We start from the raw sequence: 25,572 nt of genomic DNA, 5'->3' as shown, positions 1-25,572 counted from the left end.
CTTGGATCATAATCTATTGATAATAGGTTGTTTTCGTGCGAAAGTTTGTTGATTAGGGAAATCATGTACGGAAACTTTCCATCTTGTATAAAGGATTTTTTCCATATAATAAGTTGTTATGCTCCCATCTAACATCGTCATCGATTTTAGATATGGTTTTTTTAAAAAAAGGATTATTTAATATGTGCCGCTTTTTACTTTTAGGTTTTACTCCACTAATTGTGTTTTATTGTATACCCAGCAACGCTGATCTGTCATTGACGCTGAATACTGATGAAATGGAAAAGGCGGATGCTATGTATCAGCAGTATTGCTCACTTTGCCATGGAAAAGACCGCGAGGGATATAAAGCAGATCATGCGCCTTCATTAAAATCAAAATCGATGCTGAGTACAGCGTATCCACAGTTACTGTTCGATTCTATTTCTTGGGGAAGAGTAAATTCGGCGATGGATGGCTACAGTCACGAGGCCGGAGGCCCTCTTACAGATTCAGATATCATATTACTGATAAGGTGGCTTGCTCAGAAAGAGAACGTCTCACCTGTAGAATTAGAGCAAGTTTCAATAAAAGGAGATTCTTCCAAAGGAAAAGCACTCTATGCTTCAAACTGTTCAAGTTGTCACGGCCAGCAAGGCCAAGGTGTCACAGCGCCTGCTATAGCTGACCAATTGTTCCTCTCTAGCGCAACAGATAGTTATATTAAGCACGCGATTGTACATGGTCGCGAAGATACACCGATGCAGAGTTTTAAACATCTTCTTGGAGACGAAGAGATTAATGATTTGGTCGCATATTTAAGAAGTCAAGCATCAGGTTGGAAGCCAGCACCGGTTGAACTTGCCGAATGGCCTAGTCCGGATGAGTACGTAGTGAATTCTAGAGGAGACGGACCGGCTTTCAATCTCAGGGAAGGTCGGTATGTACCTGCCATGGAGGTAGTAAAGGCGATAGAAGAGAAAAAAAGAATGATTGTTTTAGATACTCGCCCAGGGTCCGCGTGGCAACGTATTCATATTCCTGGGGCTGTCCCTATGCCGTATTATCGAGACAAATCTAGGATTGCAGAAAACTTACCCAATGACGGCACTTGGATAGTAGCTTACTGCGCTTGTCCACATGCAGCTTCTGATTCAGTTGTAGATCATTTACGCAGCCTTGGTTATGAAAATACAGCTGTCATAGATGAAGGTATTTTAAAGTGGATCGAAATGGGCTTACCTGTTGTCGCTGGAAAAGATAAAACTGACAATGTTAAGAGACAGAGTAATTAAGGTCGAATGTGGGGAGCATAACAAGGCGCTAAACTCGTTCCCTTCGGTCACTGGGACACAAATGCAGCGCGGCTTCGCCATTATAGCGCTGCATTTGTGCCCGTTAGCTTAGCGTTAGCCCCCATTCGTTAATTGTTGCAAAAATAAAAGATCGGGGCAGTGTTAACGCCGGTATCTCAACTTGTTTTAGCGTCCCACCGCTATTGGTTGTTTTTTGTGTCCAGGGCTATCAACCAACCATGGTAATTTCTTCCCGTGGTTTGCGCGGCGCGGGCAATCTTTCGCTGTAAGCAAGGATTGCTTTTATCAGCAATCGTACCGTGCAATTCTCAGCTTAATTGGCAGCGCAGATTTTTCAGTACCGGCAAATGGCTAATGTAAAAATCAGTTGTTGTTTTTCTGGTGGTTGTTTAAGGTAAAAGCATATCAGGGAAGGGCAATTATTATATGCAAACATCTTGGTGCAGGGCAGCAAAGCTGCGAACGTTCAGTGTTAGGGCTAACAAGGCGCTGTTGTGGACACAAACACGTGGGCTGCTTCGCAGTATAGCCCACGCGTTTGTGCCCAAAGCTTAGCGTTATAAGGCGTCAGCCTAAACTTCGTTTGCCTTAGTAAAAAAAGTGGTGCAACTACCCTTACCTGTTTTCATTAGCATCGCTTTGGCTTGTGGTAGGTTTTATTCCGCCGCATTCACTTTGAAGGTGGTGTAATAGGCGCTTTATCGACAAGCTCTTATTTAAAGTCAGTAAGCGCCATTACACTTGTTAGTTCAAATGGCAGCTAGCTGCTGCCAAATCAAAACCATCACTGCACAGTCGTTTTGCTTGTTTGTGTTAACAATCAATCGTATGCTGGCTTCAACAGTTTTTAAAAAGATCAAAGGAACTGGCTCTGCTTACAACAAGGCGCTTAAGACCACTCCCTTCGGTCGCTCGGACGCATTTACGCGGGGCGGCTTCGCCATTATGCCCCACGCAACTGCGCCGCTTAGCTTAATGTTAAGTGTTCAAGGAGGAAACATGATCGAAGCAAAATGTCATTGCGGAAATATAGTAATAACAGCTGATAAACGATTAGATTCGATTACTAGCTGTAATTGCTCAATGTGTTTCCGTGTAGGCGCTCTTTGGGCTTATTACACGGCTGATCAAGTCGAGATTAAAACAACATCAAATACCACAGTTTATTTGTGGGGTAACAAACTACGTTCATATCACTCATGCTCTCTTTGTGGTTGTACAACTCACTACACGCAGATAAGAGATGATGGTACAAATAGGGTCGCAATCAACATCAGAATGGCAAACCCTGAACTATTTAAATCGGTCAATGTCAGGCATTTTGATGGTGCGGATACTTTTAAATATGTTCAGCAATAAATCACTTAACAAGTTTAGCCTGCCTCGCCCAAGGGAACCTTGGGCTGGACTCGCTAACGCTCGCCGCAGCTAAAGGCGTTATGTGAACAAAGGAATCGTATGGATATAACGATCACAGTAATTTCATCACTTCTCTCAGGCATTATTGGTGTTGGTATATCCACTTGGTATTACCGAAGATATGAGAGTAGAAAGCAGAAGATTGAACTATTGCGTAAGATTGTGGGTTTTCGATTCGCTTTAACTGAGAAAACCTCACCTGAGGCGAAGGCACAGTTTTTTAGTGCTCTTAGTGAAATCGTTATTTTATTTCACGACTGCCCAGCCATAATTCAGGCTCTAAATAATATGCATAGAGAGTTGGCCGTGCCAAATAGGATGCACGATAATCTTGTTTCACTGTTCAAGGCTATATGTAAAGAAATGGGTATTAGCCATGCGGGCCTAAATGATGATTTTTTTCTACGTCCTTTTACACCAATTCAGTAAAGCACATAACAAGGTTATCAAATTGACCCGCATTGCTACGCTCCTTTTTGCGGTGGCTGCGCCACTTTACCGCAAAAATCCACTCCGCAATGCGGGCAATTTATAACGGCGTTAGGTGCTATGAAGGAAAAACTATATCCGGTTGTCGTATTGCTATTGATTGGAGCTTTGCTGGTTTTCGCTTTCTTTAATAACGGTCGCAGCTATTTTATTCTTGAACTTCACGGCATGGATGATTTAGAGATTAGCAATATCATTGTGGAGGGCCCTGACTTTACTACTGGCTTTTACATGACTGCACAAGTTAAAAAAGAAATGAGTGTATTCAAAATTAATGTGGATAGTCCGATCAATGAAGGGACCGCTACAATTACCATAAATATAGATAACAGTTCCCCTCTCGTCTTATCGAACATGCCATTTAAAAATGGCAAAACAATCTATATCAGCCTAAGTGGTGGCAACTTAAACTATGTTAAAGCACACTGGTAATTTTAAAACGCACCTAACAAACAAATGTTGGGGACACAAACACGCGGGCTCTGCTTCGCAGTATAGCCCACGCGTTTGTGCCACCAAATTAGGGCGTTATGGCTCTTCATAGGTAATGGGTATTCATGAGAACTAGATTAAGTAATACACCTGTTGGTAAAAGATTAACCTACTCAAGTGACATCTCTTTAGCTGAATGTGAAAATTTCATATTAGAGAGTGCAATAGAGGACAATTCATTTCGTCAATGGCTTGCACATTTAATTCATTTTAGGCTTCAGATTACAAATGAGCCTGATCCATACTCGGTTGGAGATGAACCTGGTGAATTTGATAGGCTTAAAGATCTAGTTGTAACTTCTCTACACAATTCTGGATATGAAATGCAATCATCAGAATTATCTTTAGCACAAAATGAAATCGAAATTAATAAAGCTATAATCGCCCAATATACAGATGAACAAGGCTTGTATAATGAGGTTAATAATTTGTTGAGAGATGGTCATCAAGGAGAAGATATTGGAAAAGAAACTCTTGTACCTTGGATTCTTCAACTCAATGCCGCTATTCGAAGAGAGGATGAGTATACGAAATTATCTTATCGTGGGGCTAGTTTTTCTGACGAAGATATTAGCAAGTATAATATTGGAGATATGTTTATATGGGCACCATTTACTTCAGCGTCAAAATCCAAGGAAAACTGCCTAGAGGGTAATGTCTTGTTCGAGTTTAAACCTGTAAGCGCGTTGTCTGAATATGGAAAAAGAGCACCGAGAGATATTTCGAAGTATTCTTTTTTTCCAGAAGAAGAGGAAGTGCTTTTTCCAATTTGTTGTGCTTTTAGAATTACAGCGATAGAGATTTTACCAAGTAACAAAACACTTATTAGAATGGACGTTCTAGATCATAACTAGCCCTAACAAGGTAATTAAAACGGAACTAAACCAGTGGGTTACGTTCCGCTTCGCTCCACAGTATAACCCACTGGTTTAGTCCGCTTATTGCGGCGTTATACGGCACCGAAGACGCGCAGGATTTCTAACCAAAGTAGATATTCCCCTTTCCTTTGGTGTAGTTTTTATAAGGATTGTTAATTTCAATGTGGTCAGATAAAGAATCAAAAGTTGACTTCTTAAATTTTAATGAAATTGCTGAATCAATCAGGGACCTCATAACAGAAAGAGAATTAATGCCAATATCTGTTGGTGTATTCGGTGATTGGGGAGCTGGTAAGTCAACAATTCTAGAGTTGACAGCTAACGCGCTTGAAAATGAAGAACAAGAGTACATTCAGATTCATTTTGACGCATGGACGTTTCAAGGATATGACGATGCAAAAGCTGCACTTTTAGAAACCATTGCAGCGCAGCTCGTCGAAGCTGCTGCTGGCGATGAAGAGCTACTTGCAAAAGCTCTCGATTTTGCCAAACGTATAGACAAAGTAAGATTTATGGGGCTTATGGCTGAAGGCGCTGCTGCTATTTCTGGAGTGCCAACATTTGGGGCAATTCAGAGCTTTTTCGGATGGGCTAGTGATGCTACTGATGGAGAAGATGACGATTTTGACCTTGAAGATCTTCAGAAAGATGCCAAAGAGATTGGCAAGGTAGGTAAAAAAGCTAAAGGGCTTGTAAAGCCTAAGCAAAAATTTTCGCCTCCAAAAGAGATAAGAGAGTTCAGGAAGTCGTACATTTCTTTATTAGAAGCTTTTGAAAAACCCGTTATCGTCTATGTTGATAACTTAGACAGATGTTTACCAGAAAATACAATATCTACGCTTGAAGCTATAAGATTGTTCCTATTTATGCCTAACACGGCATTTGTCGTTGCGGCTGACCCAGACATGATCCGCTTAGCAATTCCACATTTTCATAAGGGTGCGTCAGCACGTCATCAAACCGACTATTTGGATAAGCTTATACAAATCCCAGTGCATGTCCCAAAACCAGGTGTTGCTGAGGTTAGGGCTTATTTGATCATGCTGATTGCCCAAGATCGAAAAATCCCCGAACAAGAGTTTGACCGTTTAAGACAAAGTCTAGAAAACTCACTTAAGTTTTCTTGGAAGCAAGAGCAGGTGTCGGTAGATGACTTGCTGGATGGGTGTGATCTTGATTATGTTGCTGAACTGAGAGAAGAGTTCAGGATTGCAGAGCAAATGGCCTCAATACTTGCGGAGTCGGCAAATATTAACGGTAATCCTAGAATTGTTAAGCGGTTACTTAATCAAGTTAGAATGAGGAAAAAAACAGCTCTTCGCAGAGGTATGCAGCTCGATGAAAAAACAATAACTAAGTTAGTGATTTTTGAGCGCTGCATGGGTATCCAGGCAACGAATAGATTGTATGAGCTTATCGATACAGAGAATGGCGAGCCAGCTGTAATTACTGAGTTAGAAAATACAGATAAAGAATTCGACGTAAATAAGTTGCCCGATGAATGGAAGAAAGAATTACGCTTTTTAAATAAATGGTCTCGGTTAAAACCTAAGTTCACAGGTGTTAATTTAACTGCGGCAGCTTATCTAAGTAGACAAAACATTCCGATGGGTTCAGTTAATACTGTTATGTCTGGTACAGCACAAAGAATGTTAGAAGGATTAATAAAGCAAAAAGTTTCTTCCAGTAAAGCTAGTACTGAGCTAATAGAACTTACAGTGAGTGAAGAATACATCTCAGTGATGGATAGCCTCATCGAAGAGCTTCGCAAAGTTGAGGACTTGCAGCTAAAAACACCGGGATTATATGGTGCGAGACAGCTAGCAATGAGTGATGAGAGGTGTAAGGCTAATTTCCTAGCCTTCGTGAAGAAATCCCCCCCAAAACCATGGTTATCATCGATAATAAAAGAATTAGAAGGAACTAAATAATGGGAACTTCAGCATCAAGTACTGGACCGAATAATAGGAGCCCACTTTTGCCTCCATGGGCAGAGCAAGGCGATCCTGTTGAAGTGGGTGTTGGCGAAGGAGGAGATGCTCAACAAGAGCCAGATGGTGATAATGGTAAAGAGCCATCGCAGGAAATCGATAATGGAACGGTACAAGAACAGATTCCGGGACCAGTTCCAAATATTCCATCACCAAACCGCCTGACAGGAGCAAGAAGAGCATTTGGAGATTATGCAAAATCAGATGGCGATAGGGCTAATTTAAGAGGTTCTCTTAAGAAATACTCGAGAAGCTCAGGTGGGGGTTCTGGAACAAGCCGCAGATTAGCAAGCGGTATCACTGCAGGTTCCGGCTTATTAGGAATAATGCAAGGTGATAGCGTTAGAGTTAATGATAAAACTCTTTCTCTATCTGACCTTAACGGACTATCTACAGACCAAGCGATAGATCGCATAAGCGAGCATCTAACACCTGAAAATGGTGATGCAGATTCTGTACGTTTAGCACTAGATTTTGCCCTAGCGGAAGTATTGCCAGAGGAAGACACATTTGATGAGTCAATGTTTACGGATGAAGTCGTGCAAGAAGCTATCTCTTGCTACTTAACAGATCTTATTTTTCAAGATGTAGTAAATGGTATGGGGAAAGCTTGGTTTCATGCCGAACACCCAAGTAAACATCACAGAATGGAAGAAGAGTTAAGGGATTTAATAAAAGTGATAACTCAATCTAAAGTAGAAAAAGTGACGAGGGGCAATGGAGGGGATATATCTCAAGACAATATCACTAGGATACAAATCGACGCTATATCTCAGACTGTAGATGAATGGGAGTCTTTCAATGATTAATTTCTATTTTAATAATGATCCTTCTCTGCTCCCTGCGTACTCGGAGAATTGTCACCCCGTTCAGCTCTTTAACACGCATCCTCATGATAATACCAAGCACAGCCGAGCTTCCGGCAGCTTACTAAAACGAGTACGTGAACTTGGCATTAGTGTCGATGCAGATGCCATAGATTTGATAACAATAGCCAGTGCAGTCACCGCTGCTGATACATTTGAGCGTAGAGATGATGCGGCTGATGCGTGGTCACGGGTAATGCATCTACATATCCCGGTAATTGCCGAAAACTTGTGGAATATGTTGTCGGACCGATTGAGCTCTATTTTGAACTTCTTGACTGGCGATCAGTGGAAATTTACGTTCACTAAAACATCGCTTCAAATGCCAAAACCTATAGTGAGCAATAAATCCAAAGCAAGGCTAGATAGCCTTAGAGGACTAAACTCAGTTTGTCTTTTCTCTGGTGGATTAGATAGTGCAGTTGGTGCAATAGACACACTTAACGGTAAATCCAAATATAAGCCTCTGCTGCTAAGCCATGCTTACCGTGGCGATGGTGTTAAGCAAGAGAATATAAAGAAGCTTTTAAAATCTCACTATGGCGAGCTTTCTTATAGTATTTCGCCTAGTTTAATATCACGGTTGAAAGGTAAAACTGATGTCACGATGCGTGGGAGAAGTTTTAACTTTTTGGCTATGGCTGTATTGGGTATATCAGCTCTTAGAAACGCTAATAATGATAGTAGTATTTCAACAATTATTGTACCGGAGAATGGGTATATTTCTATCAATCCCCCACTCACAAGACGAAGAATTGGTAGTCACAGCACACGTACTACTCATCCGTATTTTTTGAGTCGTCTTGAAGAACTCTTAAAAGACGCAGGTTTCCGTGTGAAATTTGTAAACCCATACCAATTCAAAACTAAAGGTGAAATGTTAGCAAAATGTGTTGACCAAGCGGCAATTGTCAAAGCAGTACCGTTAAGCGTGTCCTGTAGTCATTGGCACCGAAAGCATATGCAATGCGGTCACTGCGTTCCTTGCTTAATAAGAAGGTCTTCGGTTCATCATGCGAGGTTCACGGAAGATGCACCATACGCCAGTCAAAATCTAAAATTTGTCCATAAAGAGAAAGAGACTAGGGATGATCTACACGCGGTGCAGACGGCAATCATCAGGCTTAAAGATACCAAAGATTATAAGGGATGGATTAGACAAAGTGGATCATTACCTGACGATGATGTCACGAGGAAAAAGCTTGAATCTACAATCAAACGTGGATTGAAAGAAGTAGAAACTTTTCTCAAGGCGGAAAGAGTGTAATGATGGATTTGCATTGTCATGTTGATCTATATCCTGATCATAGCGAAATTCTGAGTGACATTGAAAATTCTGGTTATTACGTGCTTTCTGTAACAACAGTGCCCTCTGCGTTCAATGGCACTGCCCATCTTACAAAAAATCTCTCTAACTGTAGGACAGCATTAGGGTTGCATCCTCAGTTAGCCCATCAAAGGGTTAATGAGCTCTCTTTATTTGATTCTCTGTGTGGTGTTACACGATATATTGGTGAAGTTGGGCTAGACGGTTCTAGAGGCTATGCAGAACACATTGAAATTCAAAAGTTAGTGTTTGAACATATTTTGAGTAAATGTTGTGAATTTGACGATAAAATTCTAACTATTCACAGCCTCAATGCGGTTGATGAAGTTTTAGCGTTGTTAAGGAAGTATCCAAATTGTGGAACTTCAATTTTACACTGGCTTTTAGCAACAAAAAAACAAGTTAACCGTGCAGCGGGACTTGGATGCTACTTCTCGGTTGGTCCAGCAATGATTAATTCAGCTAGAGCAAGGAAAGTTATTTCATGGTTGCCAAAAAATAGAGTCTTATTAGAGACTGACGGACCATTTGCAAAAACGGACGGAAAGCCAGCTTTACCATCAGATGTAGTACTTGTAATTGAGTTTCTCTCGGAGTTGTGGGGGGAAACAATTGACCAAGTACAAGATGATCTAAAATTAACTTTGAAAAACTTGCTTTCAAACAAGAATGCATAAAATCAGCAATGGCGGTAGGTTTACTTTCAAAGTGCCGTATAACAAGCGCATGAATTTCGTTTCAGCCACTGCGTGGCTTCCACCGGACTCGCCTTCGGCTCGCCGATTATGCGAGCGTTAAGTGTTTTTGGAAGTTTATGGAAGAAATTAAATTAAAAGCACAATGCAACAAGTGCCTTGGAGAAACGAACCACCTATTGTTACACAAGGAAGATCAACCTTGGGATGAGGAGATTGAGCACTACACAATACATGGAAGCGAAACATTTAATATGGTCAAATGTTGCGGCTGCGATAGTGTAAAACTTATGCATTCAAGTTGGTTCTCTGAGATATGCGATGAATATGGCAGACCAATTATTGAAATTAGCTACTACCCTCCTGCAATTTCTCGGGCAGAACCCAAATGGCTTTCAGAAATTGGCGGTCTTCTTCCCAATAATGAAATGCGCTTTGTTCGAGGCCTTATTAAGGAAATATATTCAGCGCTACATAATGATTCTCGCAGACTGGCAGCTATGGGTATTCGCGCGTTAATTGAACATATGATGATCTTAGAAGTAACAGACAATGGAAGTTTCAAGAAAAACCTAGAAGCTTTTCAAAAAGCTGGTTACCTATCTGATAAACAGAGAACTATCATCGAGCCTATTTTGGAAGCAGGTCATGCTGCCATTCATAGAGGCTATGAACCCAGTTCTGAAGATGTAATAACGGTAATTGAAATAACAGAAAGTTTAGTTGAAACGATCTATGTTCATTCGAAAAAAGCCGAAAAGCTAAAAGAGCGGGTTCCTCAGAGGGGCAACACTTAACAATCACATTAAGTCGCTCGCAGGCTAGCTGGGACAGAGCGAATTATGCCTGTCATGTTTAGTTCATACACCACATGAATTGCCGCGCTCGGATATTTCGATTCAAACTGACGGATAAGCTTTTTGACACTGACTTTTGAAGAAGGAATGCGGCCATAGTGCACCGCACTTGCTCCACGCTGCTCTTAACAATAGGCAACCTCGTGAAACTCTTTATACGTATCCAATCCGATAAAAATCATGCTATGTTTGTTCATGCTATCCTCCAAATTGATTTAGTATTGGACAAACTAATTATGGCTCTGGCTGAAAAGTTAACCCACGAAAATGCGGAGGCTAGCATTTCTCAGGGAGTCATTGTGTCTAAGTTACCTAGGGAGAAATCATGGCAGATGGAAGCTCAATTATTAATTTGGGTGATTTAGCAAAACCCGCAACTGTACTCATTGAGAAGATTTCAAATGCAGTAGGCGTACTTTATGAACCTCGAAGGGTAATAAAAAAAGCACATGCGGAAGCTGAAGCTGAAAAAATTAAGGCACTAGCAGGAATAGAACTAAGTGATATAGAACAAAGAGCAATCGAGCGACATGTAAAACAAGAAAGCAAGAAGCAAGAAAATATTGAAAAAATCACTGCTCAAGCTGCTGTTAATTTACCACCTAATGCTAAACCTGAAGATATTGAAGATGACTGGCTTACACACTTTTTTGATAAGTGCGACAAAATATCTAATGATCAAATGCAATCTCTATGGTCAAACTTGCTAAGTGGTGAAGCGACCAAGCCTGGAAAATACTCTAAAAGAACTGTGGATTTAGTTGCATCGATGGATCGTAAAGACGCTGATTTGTTTACTCGATTTTGTCAGTTTACTTGGATGGTCGGTGAACCTACACCATTGATATTTGATGTTACGGATGAGGTTTATTCTTCTGCGGGTATTACTTTTTCTGATTTAAAACATCTTGATGCCATTGGCTTAATTTCATTTGAATCAGTATCAGGCTATGCAAAACAAGGTGTAAGTAAGAAAGGTATTGTATTTTACTTTGGTCAGAAAACTCTTCTAAAGTTTCCAGAAGATGAAAATAACAAATTTGGAATTGGCCAAGCCTTATATACTCAAGCAGGAAAGGAGTTGGTAACTATTTGCAATGCAGCTAAAAATGAGAAATTTATAGACTACTGTAAAGAGCAGTTTAAAAAACAAGGCATTGAAGTCAACCCGACTACTTAACAAGGCATTTAAACGGAATATTTACAGTTGGCCGTTTTTCGTTCCTCAAACATTTTAGCCAACTATAATTTTCCGCTTAATGCGGGGCGTTAGGCGAATAGGGTATCTTGAAGTTAGGACTTACGCGAAATTTACTCAGTCACCCAACCTTGTTCAATAGCATATAGCTTTGTTTTTTTTGTCAATGCAAAACCTCTTAGAAGACCAACACCGTCAAAGGTTTCTTGTTTAATTATAAAATCATCTGACATTAACTCATTAATATAAACCTCAGCAAAAATTCTTGAGCAACCAAGTTCATGTTGGACATCATCCAATGTGTAAAAGCCACTACCTCTATTGTAGCTTTCAACCCAAACCTTTAATAATTCTGTCTTTTTATCTGTAACACTCTCTGCAGGCTTTTCAATTACCGATTCAAATGGGTTATTGCCTACTGGCGGCTCCTTGAATAGTGGTGCTTCATGAATTTCACGTAGAAGATTATCAAACTGTAGCTCGAATTCATCTTCACGAGAAAAATTGATGTGTAGACGACTTTTTAAAAAAGTAGGAACAGTGTGAGTTCCATTTTGACGAATCAAAGGGATTACCTTTTTTGAATCAATTTGATTCATATATTCAGCAGTCATAATCATTTTTTCATAACCAACGCCACCTAAGCCATCGTTGGCTTTATTAACGTATGTGTCGGTACAAACCATAATGATGCGATCTGACTCAGCGACACTTTTTTCCATGAAACCACCTAAGTCATCACCTAAACCAACGCGAAATTGATCTAGAATTGCATCAATACCTGAGTTACGTAATCGTTGCGCTAATTCAAGCACCCACTTTTTATGGGCTTGTGCATATTCTCATGCATCGCGATCACCTAATACCATCTAAGCCGATCACCTAATACTATCCATCGCGATCACTCAATACCATCGATGCAGATCACTTTTTGGTCAAAATGGTATTGAGTGATCGGCTTGAATGGTATCGTTCAATTTATACTCATTTTTGTCTATCCAGTAGGTGTTTTTAACCGTTATCCTTTTCATTTTTGATGATGAGAATAACCATGCCAACGGCACCTATTTCAATGCGTAAACTTAAAGAGATTTTAAGACTAAAATACGACTGTAAACTCAGTCATCGAAAGATAGCAAACAGCTTATCTATTTCACCTTCAATTGTTTCTAAATATGCCTGTAAATCAGCAGAGTTAGGTATCACTTGCTGGCCACTTGATGAAAAATGGGATGATCATTCTCTGCAACGAGCATTCTTCAAAACAAAGCCCCGACTAAAAGGCTTTAGTATTCCTGACTGGTTGTTAGTTCAGCAGGAGCTGCGACCCAAAACCATGACGCTATTGCTGCTTTGGCAAGAATACAAAGAGCGACACGAGGAAGGATTTTACAGTTACACCCACTTCTGCCGACAGTACAAGGCATGGCTTAAATGTCAAAAACCGTCCATGCGACAAAACCATAAAGCAGGTGAAAAACTGTTTGTTGATTACTGCGGCCCAACTATGAATATTGTTGATGCTAGTACAGGTGAATACCGTACAGCTCAAGTGTTTGTCGCAGTTATGGGCGCATCTAATTATACGTATGCGGAGGCAACGTATAGCCAAAAGCTAGAAGATTGGGTGATGAGTCATGCTCGTTGTTTTGAGTTTCTTGGTGGTGTGCCAGAGCTGGTAATCCCTGACAACTTAAAAAGTGCGGTAACTAAACCTTGTCGATATGAGCCTGATTTAAATCCAACCTACCAACAATTGGCGACACACTACAATACGGTCATTGTGCCTGCTAGACCTTATAAGCCCAAGGATAAAGCCAAAGCAGAAGTGGGTGTGCAAATTGTCGAACGCTGGATAATGGCACGGCTTCGCAATGAAAGCTTCTTTAGCTTGCGCCAATTAAACCTAAAGATACAAAAACTGCTTGTCGACTTAAACCAGCGGAAAATGAAGAAGCACCCTGGTTCAAGGCTCAGTCAGTTTGAATCCATTGATAAACCTGCTCTCAAACCACTACCCACACAGGCTTACAGTTACACCTTAGTCAAACAAGTAAGCGTGCATATTGATTATCATGTCGAAGTTGAAAAACACTACTACTCAGTACCTCATACCTTGATCAAACAAAAGCTTGAAGCCCATGCCACAGGTCAACTGGTGACACTTTACCATCAGGGTGTTCAAGTAGCCGTTCATCCAAGATCACACCGAGAAGGTGCACACACTACGCTTGATCTACATATGCCAATAGCTCATCAAAAGCAGCAGCAATGGACACCACAACGGTTCGAGCGTTGGGCAGCTAAGTTCGGTGGTTCAACGGAGCAGTTTGTTATGCAATTGATGCAAGCTAAAAAGCATCCAGAACAAAGCTACCGTGCTTGTATGGGGTTATTAAGCCTAGGTAAGAAGTTTACTGACCAACGTCTTGAAGCAGCCTGTCATCGCGCATTAGCCACAGGTGTTACTCGCGTAAAACAAGTAAAAAACATTTTAGAAAAGGGCTTGGATAAGCAACCCTTGCCACAAGCTCAAGGTGATTTACTACAAGATATTGATCATAAAAATATCCGCGGCAACAACTATTACCATTAATCAAAAACTAACAAACCAAAGGAAATCTTATGCAAAATATCAATCAACAAGTCAATAACCAGTTAAGTAACTTAAAGCTAAGCGGTATACGTGATGCACTATTGCAGCAATATGAGCAACCCAATCTATACGTAGAACAAAGTTTCGAAGAGCGGCTAAGTTTATTGCTTGAGCATGAAATAACACAGCGTGACCAGCGTAAAATTGATCGCTTAACTCGTCAAGCAAAGTTCAGAGTTGGCGGCACACTGGCTCAACTAAACTATGGCGCAGCACGACAACTCGATAAAACTCAGATCCGTTCATTAGCACAAGGTGAATGGCTTCGCCTTCATCAAAACATCTTGATCACGGGCGCAACGGGGTGTGGCAAAACTTACCTCGCTTGCGCGCTTGGTCAAAACCACTGCCAACAAGGGAGTAGCGTTTATTATTTTAGGCTTAAAGAGCTATTAGAAAAGATGTTCTTAGCGCAAGCCGATGGTAGTTATCGAAACTGATCACAAGCTTAGCTCTGCCAATTTACTGATCCTAGATGATTGGGGATTAGAGCCATTAACAGCTCAACAACGCAGTGATTTACTGGAATTAATTGATGCGAGATATGACACAAAATCGACCTTAATTGCCAGCCAATTACCGATAGAAAATTGGTATGAAATGATCGGAGAATCGACACATGCTGATGCGATCCTAGATCGGCTTGTTCACGGAGCAATAAAGTTGGAATTAAAAGGCGAATCGATGCGAAAAAAACTAAATTCCTTGACTGATGGCGATCACTCAAGTTAGATTTTACTAAGGTCTACTGGCAGACAAAAAAGTGATCGGCTTGAATAGTATTGACCGATCGGCTTCATGGTATTACGCAGCTTGATCATCATGAGAATATGAGACAAATACTTTTGGTACAGTTATTGTCATTAGAACTTCCTTATTCATTGAGTTTAATTATTAAATGGGGGGATATTACAAATCAAGCCAAGCACTAGATTTTATTAGTAAAAAAATAGCGTGTAAATGTGAAATTCGCCTAACAACACGCCCTGAAGTGGACCACAAGCGCTAAAGCTTGCTATCCACCGCAAATTTAGACTAAATAAGAAAGGCATATTTGGAAAGTTAATGCTGCTTTTACGAAGGCTATATTCGTCGCTAATTGTGTAGGTAAACGTCTCTTATTTTTGGTCGATGGTTAGAAAAAGCAGAAGTGCGTGTAGGGGGATGAGGTGCTTAAGCGTATTTATTCCTTCAGCAGCGTAAGGTAACAATCAGTTTTGAGATATTCGTTATTTAGTTGAACGCTATTCCAGTAATCGCATTGCACTTTGTCGTCCTTAAACCCGTTGATGATGTTGATTGTGTGCGTATTGCTCAAGGTGAATCACTTTGCCAGCGGCCTGCTTAAAGCAGGTTTCAAACTGCGTGGTCAAGATTAGACATTCAGATTAACGAAAGTGTATTAAGGGACAGTTTTACCGGTTTCGAATTATGCCTGTCTTGCTAAGTTTAAAGAAACTAGCAAGCGTCTGGAACGCTACTCGCTGGTTCTGGCTTCGTATTACTACATACTATGTAGGCTAATAGCCCACCATAAATATTCACAAGTGCGTGCACTGCAATCGCAATCCATATTGTTTCTGTAAGCCATGAAATTACACCTAATATTATGCCCATAACGCCCGTTCTTAGCACATGAACGCCCCCCTGATACGCATGTGCTAAACCAAAAAGTAAGCTCGAAACAAGAAGGGCAGGCCAAAAACCAAGGAAAGGTGTCATCAAAAACCAAAGAAACCCGCGAAACAGAAGTTCTTCACAAATGCCAGCTGACAACGACACGCCACACGTAAAACACATTAATTCTTTTGGGCTTCGCGGCATCAGCCATGCTACGTGTTCCAATTGTGCTTCAAGGGTTGGGTGTGTCTCTTTTGCGTTTTTCGTCATTATTAAATTTAGCGCAAAATAGCCTGTCATCGATAACACGCCCAATGCACCTAACCAGTTATTAGTGCTGCCTATCCACACAAGTGATATTTCAACAGTACTTATCTGCTTACCATACAATCCAATAACTAGATATAAAGTGGGCAACCATAGCAAAACCATTGTTGAAGCGTAGGCTTCTAATTTTGATTGTTCGCCCGATACAACGGCCAGTTCAGTTTTATTGCCTTCCCACAAGCAATATAGCGGTATGGCAAGAATGATAACCAACATTGAGTAGGACCAGATGCTTACATTCATAAATAGTTTCTTAAGTGACTTTGTAATGCTTACAGCATATTCAACTGGCTTTGTTAAAAAAATAAATTAATATTGAATAATAGATAAACTAAAAGTTTAAGCATGAGTAATGCTATGCAATTAAGAGAATTACGAACGTTTGAGTTAGTGGCTCAAGAAGGGAATATGACTAAAGCCGCAGCGTTAATGTCGAAGAGCGTAATGGCGGTTAGCAAGCAAATTAGTAATTTAGAACACAGCGTGGGTCAGGCTCTCTTTATTCGTACACGCAGGGAACTCAAGCTTACTGAGTATGGGAGAGAGTTTCTTAAGCGATGCACTGCACTGAATAATCAACATCGTGAGCTGCAGCAGTGGGTTCAATCGACAGAGTACGAGGTGTCGGGTGAAATTCGAATTTTAACGCAAGCTAACGAAGTGATTACAGAAACTTTTACACCATGGATAGGGGAGTTTCTTAAAAAATACCCGCTTTTAAACGTTGTACTGGATGTGAAGGAATCTCTCGTCGACATTGCACATGACGAATATGACATTTATTGGGGGGTTGGCTCGTACTTAGGCGACCGCTTTAACGGATTGAAGCAACGTTCTTTATATAATGAGCGCTATGGCATTTTTGCTTCACCTGAGTACCTTAAAAGAAAAGGCACTCCCAAAGTACCTGATGACTTAGAAACACATGATGTTGTTGGTTATTTGTATAACCAGCCAAGTAATGTATTGGTATTACAGTCTCAAACAGGTGAGGTAATTCATAAGATTCTTAACTCACGGGTAAAAGCCGTTGCGGGCATGGTTGAGTGTGCTCAGTCTGGATTAGGATTAATAAATGCTTTACCTAAGGCTAAACAGATTGAGGAGGCCGTTGAAGATGGTTCATTGGTACCAGTGATGGAAGGGTACTGGTGGGATAGAGCTGAGGCGTTTATTTACTATCATCAAACTGTCACGGTAGAACCAAAAGTGTGCGCGTTTATCGATTTCTATCTTGATAAACGGCCGCACTGGGCTTAGTCACGAATAGAGACTAAACAAGACAGGCATCTTTGTGTACAAAGGTATACATATTGTGCCTGTCTTACTCTCTAGGCTGTTTATTTATACAGTCAGTCGAGTTTTTAGAATGATTAAAAATAAAAAGGAATTATTCCGGAATGTGGGGGCACTTTTTAAAGGTTAGATTGTAGTTGATTGATAACAGAGTGTTTTCGTGCGAAAGTTTGTGAATTAGCTACATGATGTACGGAAAGACTCCATCTTGTATAAAGGATTTTTTCCATATAATAAGCTGTTATGTGTAAGGTGATCAATTGAAGATTTTGGGTTTTATATTACTAATAGTTGGCGCTATTTCAGGAATTTTTTATAACGTTTTTTCTCTATATAGTTTATATAAATTTATTGCCACTAGTAATCATGAGTTCTTAATGGGAGTTGCATTTCCTCTAATTATTTCTACACCATCTTGGTTCTTTGCAAGTATAGGCGCCTATATGGTTAGGAATAAACTTAATGTAGCTCTTAACAATATGATTTACATTCTATTTTTAGCATCTACTTTATCATTGGTATACTTCTTTATTTTTGGGTAAAGTGATATTTTTTTGTTTACACATAACAAGAAAATTAAGCGGGACACATAACAGTTTGCTGCGTTCCGCTTCGCTTCACCATTTTAGCAAACTATTATTTAGCCCCTTATTTGGGCGTTAGCACTTAGTATGTGCATGAGCGTTACTTTTAGTTAGCGTGGCATTTAAATCATTAGGAAAATATGTGGCGTTGAACTATAATTTCAGCATCTTTACGCGTTTTTATGGGCTTAGGCCCTAGTCGGGTGTATAGCCAGACTCTAATTTATTGATTGGATTTAGTTGCGATGAATGCCTATCTGGAATTCATCTTCGTTCCTCAGCTAAATTCCAGATAGGCATTCATCGCTATATCTGAGGTAAAGATACCCAATTTATGGTTTGTTTAGAGAAATTGACTTGAAATTTGATGATAAAAGGACAACCCATCTAGCGAAGATTTCTTTAGATAAAAGCCGTGTCGATCTAAGTTCCCCAATTGTGTTTCTTTGTGGAGGCTTAGTTGATGTCAAACAAGCTAAGACCCCTTCTATTCGCGATGCTTTTTTGCGATATGTCTCAAGTATCGAATGCAATCTAATTGACCAAATTACATTAGCGGAAGAGTTTAAAGATTGGATACATGATTCTGTCTATAAAGATTTATTGGACTTTGAAAATGATATTGCACACATATCATCACTAATAGTTATTGTGCTTGAAAGCCCTGGGGCGTTAGCGGAGCTTGGTTTGTTTGTGAGAAATAAGGTTCTCAACAAAAAACTAGTTGTATTCGTAAACGATAAGCATTATTCCGCTAACTCTTTTGTTTCATTAGGCCCACTGAGATATCTGGAGGCTATAAAAGACAAGACTGTTTGTGCCTATCCTTGGGATCTTGAAAATATAGATGAGTCTTTGGGTGATAGTTTACCTGAAATGCGTGAAGATCTATTGGCAGCGATGTCTGGAATGGATAATTCAGAGGCATTTGATTCGGGAAATGATGGCCACGTATCATTTGTCCTATATGAAATTATAAGAATATTTAGAGCGCTCAAAGTTTCTGAAATTCAAACATATTCCAAATATATTGGTTTAGATTTGAAGCTAGACAAGGTGAAGCGCTTGCTTTTTTTGCTAACTAAATTTGAGCTCATAGCAACCGGAAAGCGCGGCCATGATCTCTATTATTACCCATTAACTGATGTTGATAAAATTCATTTTGGCGGTCATTTTGATAAAAATGAAGCCAAGGTCGCTACAATGCAGTTTTACGCGTTCAATGATTCCGAATCAAGAAGATTTAACTTCATTAAGGGATTGCAGAAGAAAGAAAAAGAAGGGGCATTATAGATGGATATCTATAATGCCTTATCTGAGCTCTTGCTAATTGATGAAGTTGAAATTGTCAGTTACATAAATAAAGCGCCGCACCGCTACAAGGTTTACAAAATACCTAAAAGAAATGGCTCTGGCTCAAGAGTTATTGCGCAGCCAGCAAAAGAGCTGAAAGTTCTTCAAAAGTCCGCCTTGAATATGCCGTTGCTAGATTTGCCAGTTCACAAATCAGCTTTTGCATATATGGAAGGGATCGGCATTAAGCAGAACGCACAAAAGCACTCAAAAAATCAATATTTATTAAAGATGGATTTTTCTGACTTTTTCCCCTCAATTGTTTCAAGCGACTTGCTTTCTCATGTTGAAAAGCACAAGGGAAAATTGGAAATTAAAGAAAAGGTTGCTCTTAAGAAGCTATTTTTTTGGTGCGTTAAAGGTAGCACGGAGCATCGCTTAAGCATTGGAGCTCCATCTTCTCCTTTTTTATCTAATACTATACTCTTTGATTTTGATACCATCGTAAATGATTATTGTACTCAGGAAAAAATTACTTATACGCGGTACGCTGATGATCTAACATTTACTACAAATGTTTCTGGCGTACTTTTCGAGTTGCCGACATATATTGAAGGCGTCCTAAAAAAACTTGAATATCCAACTCTGAAAATAAATCATTCTAAAACGGTTTTTTCATCCAAGAAAAATAATCGTCATGTGACGGGGCTGGTGCTAACTAATGATAATGCCATATCGCTCGGTCGTGATAGGAAACGATATATTCGTTCGTTAGTATATGGATTTTGTAATAAAAAACTTTCAGATGATGAATCTATAAAGTTAAGAGGGCTGATTAGTTTCGCAAAGCATGTCGAACCAACTTTCTTTAGATCACTTGTAAAAAAGTACTCACTAGCAGTAATTAGCGATATTGAGCGTTATTATCCTGATAATTAAAATTGTATCTGGCTAGGTTTGCGTGCTAACAAGGCTATGCACCGGAAAAATTAAGGTTGATGGCCAAGAAGAAGAGATAGTAATTGCTGCTTCAGACTTTAGCCTTGAAGAAGGCGATATGAGGCATATCGGAGATGGTGATTATCAATATGAAGCGCTGTACATCTACCACGGTAATGACGCTGAGATATCTTTTCAGGCAACAAATTTTAAAGGCGATGTTTCTATGTATCCATACAGCACGAGTAGAGATATAGAAATTCATGAAGACAACTTGTCTGTCGAAGGTCTAGATTACGAAGAAGATGATTACTTCTAAAAACCATAGAAAAAAGCTAACAAGTCAAAGCACTCGGACATGGTAAAGCTGTCATCTTTTTTGTTCCAAAAAAGCCGCCAACTTCACCATGCCGGTGTTTGAGGCGTTAGGCGTCATTTACTTACAGCATTTAAAAGTGGGTTAAACCGTGACATTCCAGCATCAAGGTTGTTTCGCTAGGTTGTCTTTGCGGCTAGCTCTTGTTGCTGTTTAAACGGCTTTAGCAACGCGCTTTTCATCAACATCGCAACGCCAACATTCTGCATAACCTGTTTTCTAAACTCGCTCTTTTATGCGACATTCCCGTTAACATCTGGCATTTCGCACAGGGTTGTTTTATCTTAAATCCAATAATTTAAACAAGCTGGCTAATCGGCAAGTGGTGGCAGCAAAGCTGCGTACGTTCCTTTGTACGCCTAACAAAACGCTGTTGGCACTCCCTTCGGTCGCTGGGGCGCTAACACGCGGGCTGACTCACTTCGTTCGGATTTTAGCCCACGTGCTAGCGCCCCAAAGCTTAGCGTTAGGTGTCACAAAGTATGGATACATCAGTAGTTTTTAAAACAGAACTTTTTCAGCCATTTCTGCCAGAAGATTCACAAGTCAATCCAAAGGTCTATGGCGCAGAATTAGCTTATTGGCTAGCTAAAGAACTTGCGGGACAGGGAATTTATACATCTTACCCTGAATACGAAGATTGGGGTTGGTTCATTGAGTTTATAGTAGAAGATAATGAGTATTGGTTGTGTTGTGGAAACTTTGAAAATGAGGAGAATATGTGGAAATGCTTTTTAAAAAGGCACTCAAAAGGACTCTTCAAAAAGACACTTGCACCGCTCGAGCCAGTGATTCCACTGCTAAATGCAGTAAGATTGCTACTAGACGAAACCCCAGAAATTAGCAGCATAGAATGGAGTAGTGAGCATGACACCTAACAAAACGCTTAACACGTTCCCTTCGGTCACTGGGTCAGTAACGCAGTGGCGCTTCGCTATTATGCCGCTACGTCACTGCCCGTTAGCTTAGCGTTATGTCACAAGGAGTTTTTGTTGAAGAACTTAATATTTTTAATATTGCTACTGCCTAGTTATGGATTTGCCTCAAACTTAGACATAGATATAAACAAAGGGTTTTTAGGAGCTAAATGGCTCTCTTCTCAAGAAGAGGTTGAAGCCGTGTTAGGCAAACCAAATGGATATTATCGAATAAATAAGAATAGAACGCTTTTGTTCTACGGAAAATCGGTAAGCTTACTCATTTCAAGAAATAGATTCCGAGAAGTTCATATCGGTGGCGATTTATCAGACGCACTTTCAGAACTTCCGACAACATTTAACACAAAATATGATGTCAGTAACTTAACTATCGATGGTAAGCCATTTCTCAGGGAGCGATTTGAGAAAGTCGAGGAAGCGCTGAAAATTGAATTGGGAGTTCCATCCTACAGCGTCTCTGCCGGCACGGACGAAGTATTTGTTGATTTGAGCTTTTCTGGCGTAGGCGGTTATGGTTCAGAAAACGAGTTTGTTCTAAGGAAAATAAGCTTTGCCTACCAATTGTGACATAACAAAATGCTTAAGTCGCAGTCCGCTAGGGCGGCCTGCTGGGAAGCTAACACGCAGGACGGCTTCGCCATTATGCCCTACGCGTTATCGCCCCTTATTTAAAAGTTAGGTTTCCGATAGTTATGCTTCCCGCATTTGACAAGTTACCCTCTTTATTGACATACGAAGAGGTTGAAAAGCAACTCAGTATCATTATGGATATTGCCGAGAAGAGTGAAGAACCGCCGATATACATGATTCAAGAAACAATAAACGAAGCGTTATTCTCATTGGAATACAATCCCAAAGGACGTTTTAGTGTGGAGATAGAAAATAGGGTTTCCAAATGGGGGACGTCGCATTGGGATTGGGAAAAAGCAGATAGAAACTTTATTGACGGACTAACCGCGATAATTATTAATTTTACATCGACTTCAGTAGCTAAACAGTTTTTTGAAGACAAACTCAAAACGGAAACCCGGAAGTTTGCCCAAGAAGAATTAAAGGGTGTATTAGAGAATGATGTGTAGGAAACGGAGTCACTTTGAACAGAAAATGGATTTTACTATTGCCCTTCTTTCTCACAGCCTGTGGATATAAAGGCGATGGTGAGTACAACGAGTCAGGATGGTTTTTAAAGAATTACTCCTTGATTTTGCCGCAGAAAGATTTCGCTTCAAATCGTGAATATAGCTTTTCTATTAACGGATACGGCTCTCACGACACGTCATTTCTTCGCGTAAGGTTGTCAAATGACGAGCCGGTAAACTTTCATGAATTGGATACAACTCTAGAAGTACGAATAATCGGCAAAAAGAATGTTACATACTTTTATAGAAGCTCACCCCTTAATGCTCATTATTTGAGAATGGTTGAATTAGGTGAGGCCCAATGGGCAAATGACCTTGAATGGCATTCGCGCTATCAGTATTCAGATGAAAAAATGAAAAATAGGGCTGTTTCTTTCGACCCAGCCTATAAACCAATAGCAACGTCAGATGTTATGTATATTCACAGTTTTCCTTCTGGGACTGAAAACTATAGAGTTAACGTGAAAATCGGAAATGTCCCTGAAGCTTATGAAAACACCAAGATTTCACTAGAGTTTATTTCAGGTTGGAAATAGCTAATGTCGCAAAAACCTAACAACTCAATAAACTCATGCCATTCTGCCCCACATGCCTGCGCCCCTTATTTAAAAGTTATGTGCCGAGGATGAATCTATGAAATACGTTATTTTTTTATTGTCCTTTATATCAACCCCTAGTGCGGCAGATGCTTTTAGCATGGAAACTACTGCTTGTTTTGGCACATGCCCTGCTTATAGAGTTGACGTATTCTCTGATGGAGTAATTGTCTATAAAGGGGATGCCCATACTAAACTAGTGGGTACATATCGGCTTCCCAGCAATCCAGAACTATTCCAAAGAATTCTGCGCCTTCTCGATGAGAACAGCTTTCAAAAACTCCGCGATGATTATGGGTGGGTCGGAGAGGGAGAAGAAAGTCCTTGTAGCGAAGAATGGACAGATCACCCTAGTACAGTTTTATCTTACAGTTTGCGAGCAATTTAAAAACAGTGCATCACTACCATGGCTGTAAAGGTTTCGATCGGGAAGAAGAGCTAGAAGCTTTAGAGAAAACACTTTTTGAACTCATAGGCCTCAGTGACTATGTTGGCACATAACAAGCCAACACATTCACTTCGTTCGCTGGGACGCAAACACGCGGGGCGGCCTCAGCAAGCTATTAATCGCCGCTTAAAACGGCGTTAGCTCTTTTGTCTTAATAATGATTTCTGAATGGAAGTAAAATGCAAAAAAAACTAAAATATATAGCACTAATATCATTAGTCATCTGGCTTTCAGGGTGCGCTTCAAGCCGTCATTTACCTAAAGTCGAAAATGCAGAAAAAAGCTTTTCCGAACGCATGGCGACATACAAAGCTAAAAAATGTTGCAAATCCATGAGCGAATTAATCGTTACTGAGTTTGATGACGAGTTAATATTTACGATGGAAGAAAATGAAAACTTAATTTCACTCGATGGTAAAGAAACCAACTACATGCTTTTCGGTGTGACAGAAAGGAGTGAGAAACTTTATTATGGCATTAGGTCTTTTTACGTTGATCATAAGTTCGCTTTCATCCCAAAAGTATCTGTGTTAGATAAATCATTTAACGTCTTGGGTAGTACGCACCCAAGTTTTATACAGTATCAACATCAAAGTCTTGTTTGGGACGATTCACACTTTTTGCTGTATTTCAGCATCGATAATAGTAAAAACTCAGACGTGGCATACGTAGTAATACATCAACAAGAAGAGTTAGGTAGCAAATTTCAAATATCCCCGAGAGAAAGTACAAATATAGAAACCACATTTATTAATGGGCAGCCGATCTCATATAGTCAAAACGCGACCTCTTTTAGCTTTCCAACTTTGGTTTCTCCATCAGGAATATTAGTGCTTCAAAAACTAAATAGTTGGAACAAACCGGTTAATAACAGTATTTTTTATCAGTTTTAGGTGAAAAATAAGCGACTAAACAAGACAGGCATAATTGGAAAGGTAAAGCTGCTTTTATGAAGGCTATATTCGTCGCTAATTGTGTAGATAAACGTTTTTTTAGTTGATGGCTAGAGAAAAGCAGAAGTGCGCGTAAGAGTAGCAGGCGCTTAAGTGTATTTATTCCTTCGCCCGCGTATAGTAGCAATCAGTTTTGCAAGATTCGCTATTTAGATCCAACACTATCCCAGTAATCGCATTGCATTTTGTCGCCCTTGAACTCGTTGCTGATGTTGGTTGTGTGCATATTGCTCAAGGTGAACCACTTTGCCAGCGACCTGCTTAAAGCAGGTTTCAAACTGCGTGGTTAAGATAAGCCATTCAGATTAAAAAAAGTGTACTAAGGGACAGTTTCGGTGGTTTCGAATTATGCCTGTCTGGTTAAGTTTCTCTCTCTGGTTTATAAAAAGTTAGAAGAATTCAAACAAAAATCTGTCTAGTAAAGTCTGACCGATTCAATATGCCAATTTCGTAAGCGTTACACCCATTAGGATTAGAAAAAACATGTATATAGGAGAAGTTTCAAAACTTACTGGCGCGTCAAAAAAAGCAATTCATCACTACGAGGCACTAGGGTTGTTGTCAAAGGTGCCTAGATTAGGGAAGTACCGCATTTACGATAAGCACCATGTCGTCATAATCTCGATGATAAAAAAAGCGCAATCCCTGGGTTTTAAACTTTCAGAATTGCTGCCAATGATTGAAGTTAAGGCAAAAGAAAATCGCTTTCCGGTCGAGGTGGCGATAAATGCCATAAAGAAAAAGCAGAAGCACATTAGAATCGAGATTGAACAAGCCGAACAACTAGATGTTGAGTTAGGGTCATTAAAACAAGAACTGATTGATCAATTTCCGCTTAACAACCCAAATAATTAAATGCCCTTGACTGTTCCCCTAGGGGGAGAGTTTATAGTCTTGTCA

General features: G+C 40.0%; 25 protein-coding genes and 2 pseudogenes. 24 read left to right on the top strand and 3 right to left on the bottom strand.

Features of this window, described 5'->3' with window-relative positions; all coding sequences use genetic code 11:
- Window positions 1-83 precede the first annotated feature (83 nt).
- From AMBT_RS08580 to AMBT_RS21905, 10 genes are all read left to right on the top strand, one after another.
- The gene (locus AMBT_RS08580) at window positions 84-1,274 is read left to right on the top strand and encodes a c-type cytochrome (protein ID WP_148259091.1); all 1,191 of its coding nucleotides are present in this window, start codon (window positions 84-86) and stop codon (window positions 1,272-1,274) included.
- A gap of 762 nt (window positions 1,275-2,036) precedes the next feature.
- Complete coding sequence (locus AMBT_RS22930) at window positions 2,037-2,654, top strand: GFA family protein (RefSeq protein WP_193352899.1); 618 nt, start codon at window positions 2,037-2,039, stop codon at window positions 2,652-2,654.
- A gap of 99 nt (window positions 2,655-2,753) precedes the next feature.
- Window positions 2,754-3,143 (top strand): DUF6680 family protein, encoded by a 390-nt coding sequence (locus tag AMBT_RS08570; RefSeq protein ID WP_013784220.1) that lies wholly within the window; start codon window positions 2,754-2,756, stop codon window positions 3,141-3,143.
- A 120-nt stretch (window positions 3,144-3,263) separates the two neighbouring features.
- Window positions 3,264-3,635, top strand: coding sequence for a hypothetical protein (locus AMBT_RS08565; protein ID WP_013784219.1), 372 nt, complete (start codon window positions 3,264-3,266; stop codon window positions 3,633-3,635).
- 125 nt (window positions 3,636-3,760) lie between these two features.
- Entirely contained in the window at window positions 3,761-4,549 is a 789-nt protein-coding gene (locus AMBT_RS08560; RefSeq protein ID WP_013784218.1) for an ADP-ribosyltransferase family protein, read from the top strand.
- Window positions 4,550-4,734: 185 nt separating this feature from the next.
- Window positions 4,735-6,504, top strand: a complete 1,770-nt coding sequence (locus AMBT_RS08555) for a KAP family P-loop NTPase fold protein (RefSeq protein WP_013784217.1) — start codon at window positions 4,735-4,737, stop codon at window positions 6,502-6,504.
- Window positions 6,504-7,373: a Qat anti-phage system associated protein QatB gene (locus AMBT_RS08550; RefSeq protein WP_013784216.1), complete on the top strand. Its 870-nt coding sequence runs from the start codon at window positions 6,504-6,506 to the stop codon at window positions 7,371-7,373. Before AMBT_RS08555 ends, AMBT_RS08550 begins: the two co-directional genes overlap by 1 nt.
- Window positions 7,366-8,697 (top strand): Qat anti-phage system QueC-like protein QatC, encoded by a 1,332-nt coding sequence (gene qatC / locus AMBT_RS08545; RefSeq protein WP_013784215.1) that lies wholly within the window; start codon window positions 7,366-7,368, stop codon window positions 8,695-8,697. Before AMBT_RS08550 ends, qatC begins: the two co-directional genes overlap by 8 nt.
- Window positions 8,697-9,434 (top strand): Qat anti-phage system TatD family nuclease QatD, encoded by a 738-nt coding sequence (gene qatD / locus AMBT_RS08540; RefSeq protein WP_013784214.1) that lies wholly within the window; start codon window positions 8,697-8,699, stop codon window positions 9,432-9,434. Before qatC ends, qatD begins: the two co-directional genes overlap by 1 nt.
- 137 nt (window positions 9,435-9,571) lie before the next feature.
- Entirely contained in the window at window positions 9,572-10,249 is a 678-nt protein-coding gene (locus AMBT_RS21905) for a DUF4145 domain-containing protein (RefSeq protein WP_013784213.1), read from the top strand.
- Between the two features lie 47 nt (window positions 10,250-10,296).
- Here AMBT_RS21905 and AMBT_RS22925 read toward each other — a convergent pair.
- Window positions 10,297-10,506: pseudogene (locus AMBT_RS22925) on the bottom strand (IS110 family transposase); the annotation flags it as partial.
- A 128-nt stretch (window positions 10,507-10,634) separates the two neighbouring features.
- On the opposite strand from AMBT_RS22925, the gene AMBT_RS08525 reads away from it, so the two are divergent.
- A complete protein-coding gene (locus AMBT_RS08525) occupies window positions 10,635-11,489 on the top strand; it encodes a DUF2806 domain-containing protein (protein ID WP_013784211.1) in 855 nt (284 codons plus the stop codon).
- 131 nt (window positions 11,490-11,620) lie between these two features.
- On the opposite strand, the gene AMBT_RS08520 is transcribed toward AMBT_RS08525, so the two are convergent.
- The gene (locus tag AMBT_RS08520) at window positions 11,621-12,322 is read right to left on the bottom strand and encodes a toll/interleukin-1 receptor domain-containing protein (protein ID WP_013784210.1); all 702 of its coding nucleotides are present in this window, start codon (window positions 12,320-12,322) and stop codon (window positions 11,621-11,623) included.
- A gap of 236 nt (window positions 12,323-12,558) precedes the next feature.
- Between AMBT_RS08520 and istA the strand changes: the two genes are divergently transcribed.
- Complete coding sequence (gene istA, locus AMBT_RS08515) at window positions 12,559-14,103, top strand: IS21 family transposase (RefSeq protein WP_013782551.1); 1,545 nt, start codon at window positions 12,559-12,561, stop codon at window positions 14,101-14,103.
- A gap of 29 nt (window positions 14,104-14,132) precedes the next feature.
- Window positions 14,133-14,895, top strand: a pseudogene (gene istB / locus AMBT_RS08510) (IS21-like element ISShfr5 family helper ATPase IstB).
- A 726-nt stretch (window positions 14,896-15,621) separates the two neighbouring features.
- Here the strand turns inward: istB and AMBT_RS08505 are convergent.
- Window positions 15,622-16,353 (bottom strand): CPBP family intramembrane glutamic endopeptidase, encoded by a 732-nt coding sequence (locus AMBT_RS08505; RefSeq protein ID WP_013784209.1) that lies wholly within the window; start codon window positions 16,351-16,353, stop codon window positions 15,622-15,624.
- A gap of 102 nt (window positions 16,354-16,455) precedes the next feature.
- Between AMBT_RS08505 and AMBT_RS08500 the strand changes: the two genes are divergently transcribed.
- The 11 genes from AMBT_RS08500 (at window position 16,456) to AMBT_RS08445 (ending at window position 25,527) form a co-directional block, all read left to right on the top strand.
- Window positions 16,456-17,370: a LysR family transcriptional regulator gene (locus tag AMBT_RS08500; RefSeq protein WP_013784208.1), complete on the top strand. Its 915-nt coding sequence runs from the start codon at window positions 16,456-16,458 to the stop codon at window positions 17,368-17,370.
- 977 nt (window positions 17,371-18,347) lie between these two features.
- On the top strand, window positions 18,348-19,283 hold the full coding sequence (locus AMBT_RS08490; RefSeq protein WP_148259090.1) for a retron St85 family effector protein: 936 nt from the start codon (window positions 18,348-18,350) through the stop codon (window positions 19,281-19,283).
- Window positions 19,284-20,222: a retron St85 family RNA-directed DNA polymerase gene (locus AMBT_RS08485; protein ID WP_013784205.1), complete on the top strand. Its 939-nt coding sequence runs from the start codon at window positions 19,284-19,286 to the stop codon at window positions 20,220-20,222.
- Between the two features lie 118 nt (window positions 20,223-20,340).
- On the top strand, window positions 20,341-20,541 hold the full coding sequence (locus AMBT_RS08480) for a hypothetical protein (RefSeq protein ID WP_148259089.1): 201 nt from the start codon (window positions 20,341-20,343) through the stop codon (window positions 20,539-20,541).
- Window positions 20,542-21,080: 539 nt separating this feature from the next.
- Window positions 21,081-21,476, top strand: coding sequence for a hypothetical protein (locus AMBT_RS08475; RefSeq protein WP_013784203.1), 396 nt, complete (start codon window positions 21,081-21,083; stop codon window positions 21,474-21,476).
- Between the two features lie 114 nt (window positions 21,477-21,590).
- Window positions 21,591-22,103: a hypothetical protein gene (locus AMBT_RS08470; protein ID WP_013784202.1), complete on the top strand. Its 513-nt coding sequence runs from the start codon at window positions 21,591-21,593 to the stop codon at window positions 22,101-22,103.
- Between the two features lie 125 nt (window positions 22,104-22,228).
- On the top strand, window positions 22,229-22,615 hold the full coding sequence (locus AMBT_RS08465; RefSeq protein WP_013784201.1) for a hypothetical protein: 387 nt from the start codon (window positions 22,229-22,231) through the stop codon (window positions 22,613-22,615).
- Window positions 22,616-22,629: 14 nt separating this feature from the next.
- Entirely contained in the window at window positions 22,630-23,211 is a 582-nt protein-coding gene (locus AMBT_RS08460) for a hypothetical protein (RefSeq protein ID WP_148259088.1), read from the top strand.
- Window positions 23,212-23,308: 97 nt separating this feature from the next.
- Window positions 23,309-23,659, top strand: a complete 351-nt coding sequence (locus AMBT_RS08455; RefSeq protein ID WP_013784199.1) for a DUF6438 domain-containing protein — start codon at window positions 23,309-23,311, stop codon at window positions 23,657-23,659.
- Between the two features lie 239 nt (window positions 23,660-23,898).
- Complete coding sequence (locus AMBT_RS08450; protein WP_013784198.1) at window positions 23,899-24,612, top strand: MalM family protein; 714 nt, start codon at window positions 23,899-23,901, stop codon at window positions 24,610-24,612.
- Window positions 24,613-25,155: 543 nt separating this feature from the next.
- Entirely contained in the window at window positions 25,156-25,527 is a 372-nt protein-coding gene (locus AMBT_RS08445) for a MerR family transcriptional regulator (RefSeq protein ID WP_013784197.1), read from the top strand.
- Window positions 25,528-25,572: the final 45 nt, after the last annotated feature.

Source organism: Alteromonas naphthalenivorans (genome assembly GCF_000213655.1).
Taxonomy (GTDB): Bacteria; Pseudomonadota; Gammaproteobacteria; order Enterobacterales; family Alteromonadaceae; genus Alteromonas; species Alteromonas naphthalenivorans.
The sequence above is the reverse complement of the archived record's forward strand: the minus strand, read 5'-3'. Positions and strand labels throughout refer to the sequence as shown.

What these genes read in the sequence shown, in the direction of transcription:
- AMBT_RS08450 (WP_013784198.1), top strand. Translation starts at nt 23,899, where the DNA reads ATGCAAAAAAAACTAAAATATATAGCACTAATATCATTAGTCATCTGG.
- AMBT_RS08445 (WP_013784197.1), top strand. Translation starts at nt 25,156, where the DNA reads ATGTATATAGGAGAAGTTTCAAAACTTACTGGCGCGTCAAAAAAAGCA.
- AMBT_RS08525 (WP_013784211.1), top strand. Translation starts at nt 10,635, where the DNA reads ATGGCAGATGGAAGCTCAATTATTAATTTGGGTGATTTAGCAAAACCC.
- AMBT_RS08550 (WP_013784216.1), top strand. Translation starts at nt 6,504, where the DNA reads ATGGGAACTTCAGCATCAAGTACTGGACCGAATAATAGGAGCCCACTT.
- AMBT_RS08455 (WP_013784199.1), top strand. Translation starts at nt 23,309, where the DNA reads ATGAAATACGTTATTTTTTTATTGTCCTTTATATCAACCCCTAGTGCG.
- AMBT_RS08485 (WP_013784205.1), top strand. Translation starts at nt 19,284, where the DNA reads ATGGATATCTATAATGCCTTATCTGAGCTCTTGCTAATTGATGAAGTT.
- AMBT_RS08480 (WP_148259089.1), top strand. Translation starts at nt 20,341, where the DNA reads ATGAGGCATATCGGAGATGGTGATTATCAATATGAAGCGCTGTACATC.
- AMBT_RS08560 (WP_013784218.1), top strand. Translation starts at nt 3,761, where the DNA reads ATGAGAACTAGATTAAGTAATACACCTGTTGGTAAAAGATTAACCTAC.
- qatC (WP_013784215.1), top strand. Translation starts at nt 7,366, where the DNA reads ATGATTAATTTCTATTTTAATAATGATCCTTCTCTGCTCCCTGCGTAC.
- AMBT_RS21905 (WP_013784213.1), top strand. Translation starts at nt 9,572, where the DNA reads ATGGAAGAAATTAAATTAAAAGCACAATGCAACAAGTGCCTTGGAGAA.
- AMBT_RS08475 (WP_013784203.1), top strand. Translation starts at nt 21,081, where the DNA reads ATGGATACATCAGTAGTTTTTAAAACAGAACTTTTTCAGCCATTTCTG.
- istA (WP_013782551.1), top strand. Translation starts at nt 12,559, where the DNA reads ATGCCAACGGCACCTATTTCAATGCGTAAACTTAAAGAGATTTTAAGA.
- AMBT_RS08505 (WP_013784209.1), bottom strand. Translation starts at nt 16,353, where the DNA reads ATGAATGTAAGCATCTGGTCCTACTCAATGTTGGTTATCATTCTTGCC.
- AMBT_RS08555 (WP_013784217.1), top strand. Translation starts at nt 4,735, where the DNA reads ATGTGGTCAGATAAAGAATCAAAAGTTGACTTCTTAAATTTTAATGAA.
- AMBT_RS08465 (WP_013784201.1), top strand. Translation starts at nt 22,229, where the DNA reads ATGCTTCCCGCATTTGACAAGTTACCCTCTTTATTGACATACGAAGAG.
- AMBT_RS08570 (WP_013784220.1), top strand. Translation starts at nt 2,754, where the DNA reads ATGGATATAACGATCACAGTAATTTCATCACTTCTCTCAGGCATTATT.
- qatD (WP_013784214.1), top strand. Translation starts at nt 8,697, where the DNA reads ATGATGGATTTGCATTGTCATGTTGATCTATATCCTGATCATAGCGAA.
- AMBT_RS08500 (WP_013784208.1), top strand. Translation starts at nt 16,456, where the DNA reads ATGAGTAATGCTATGCAATTAAGAGAATTACGAACGTTTGAGTTAGTG.
- AMBT_RS08565 (WP_013784219.1), top strand. Translation starts at nt 3,264, where the DNA reads ATGAAGGAAAAACTATATCCGGTTGTCGTATTGCTATTGATTGGAGCT.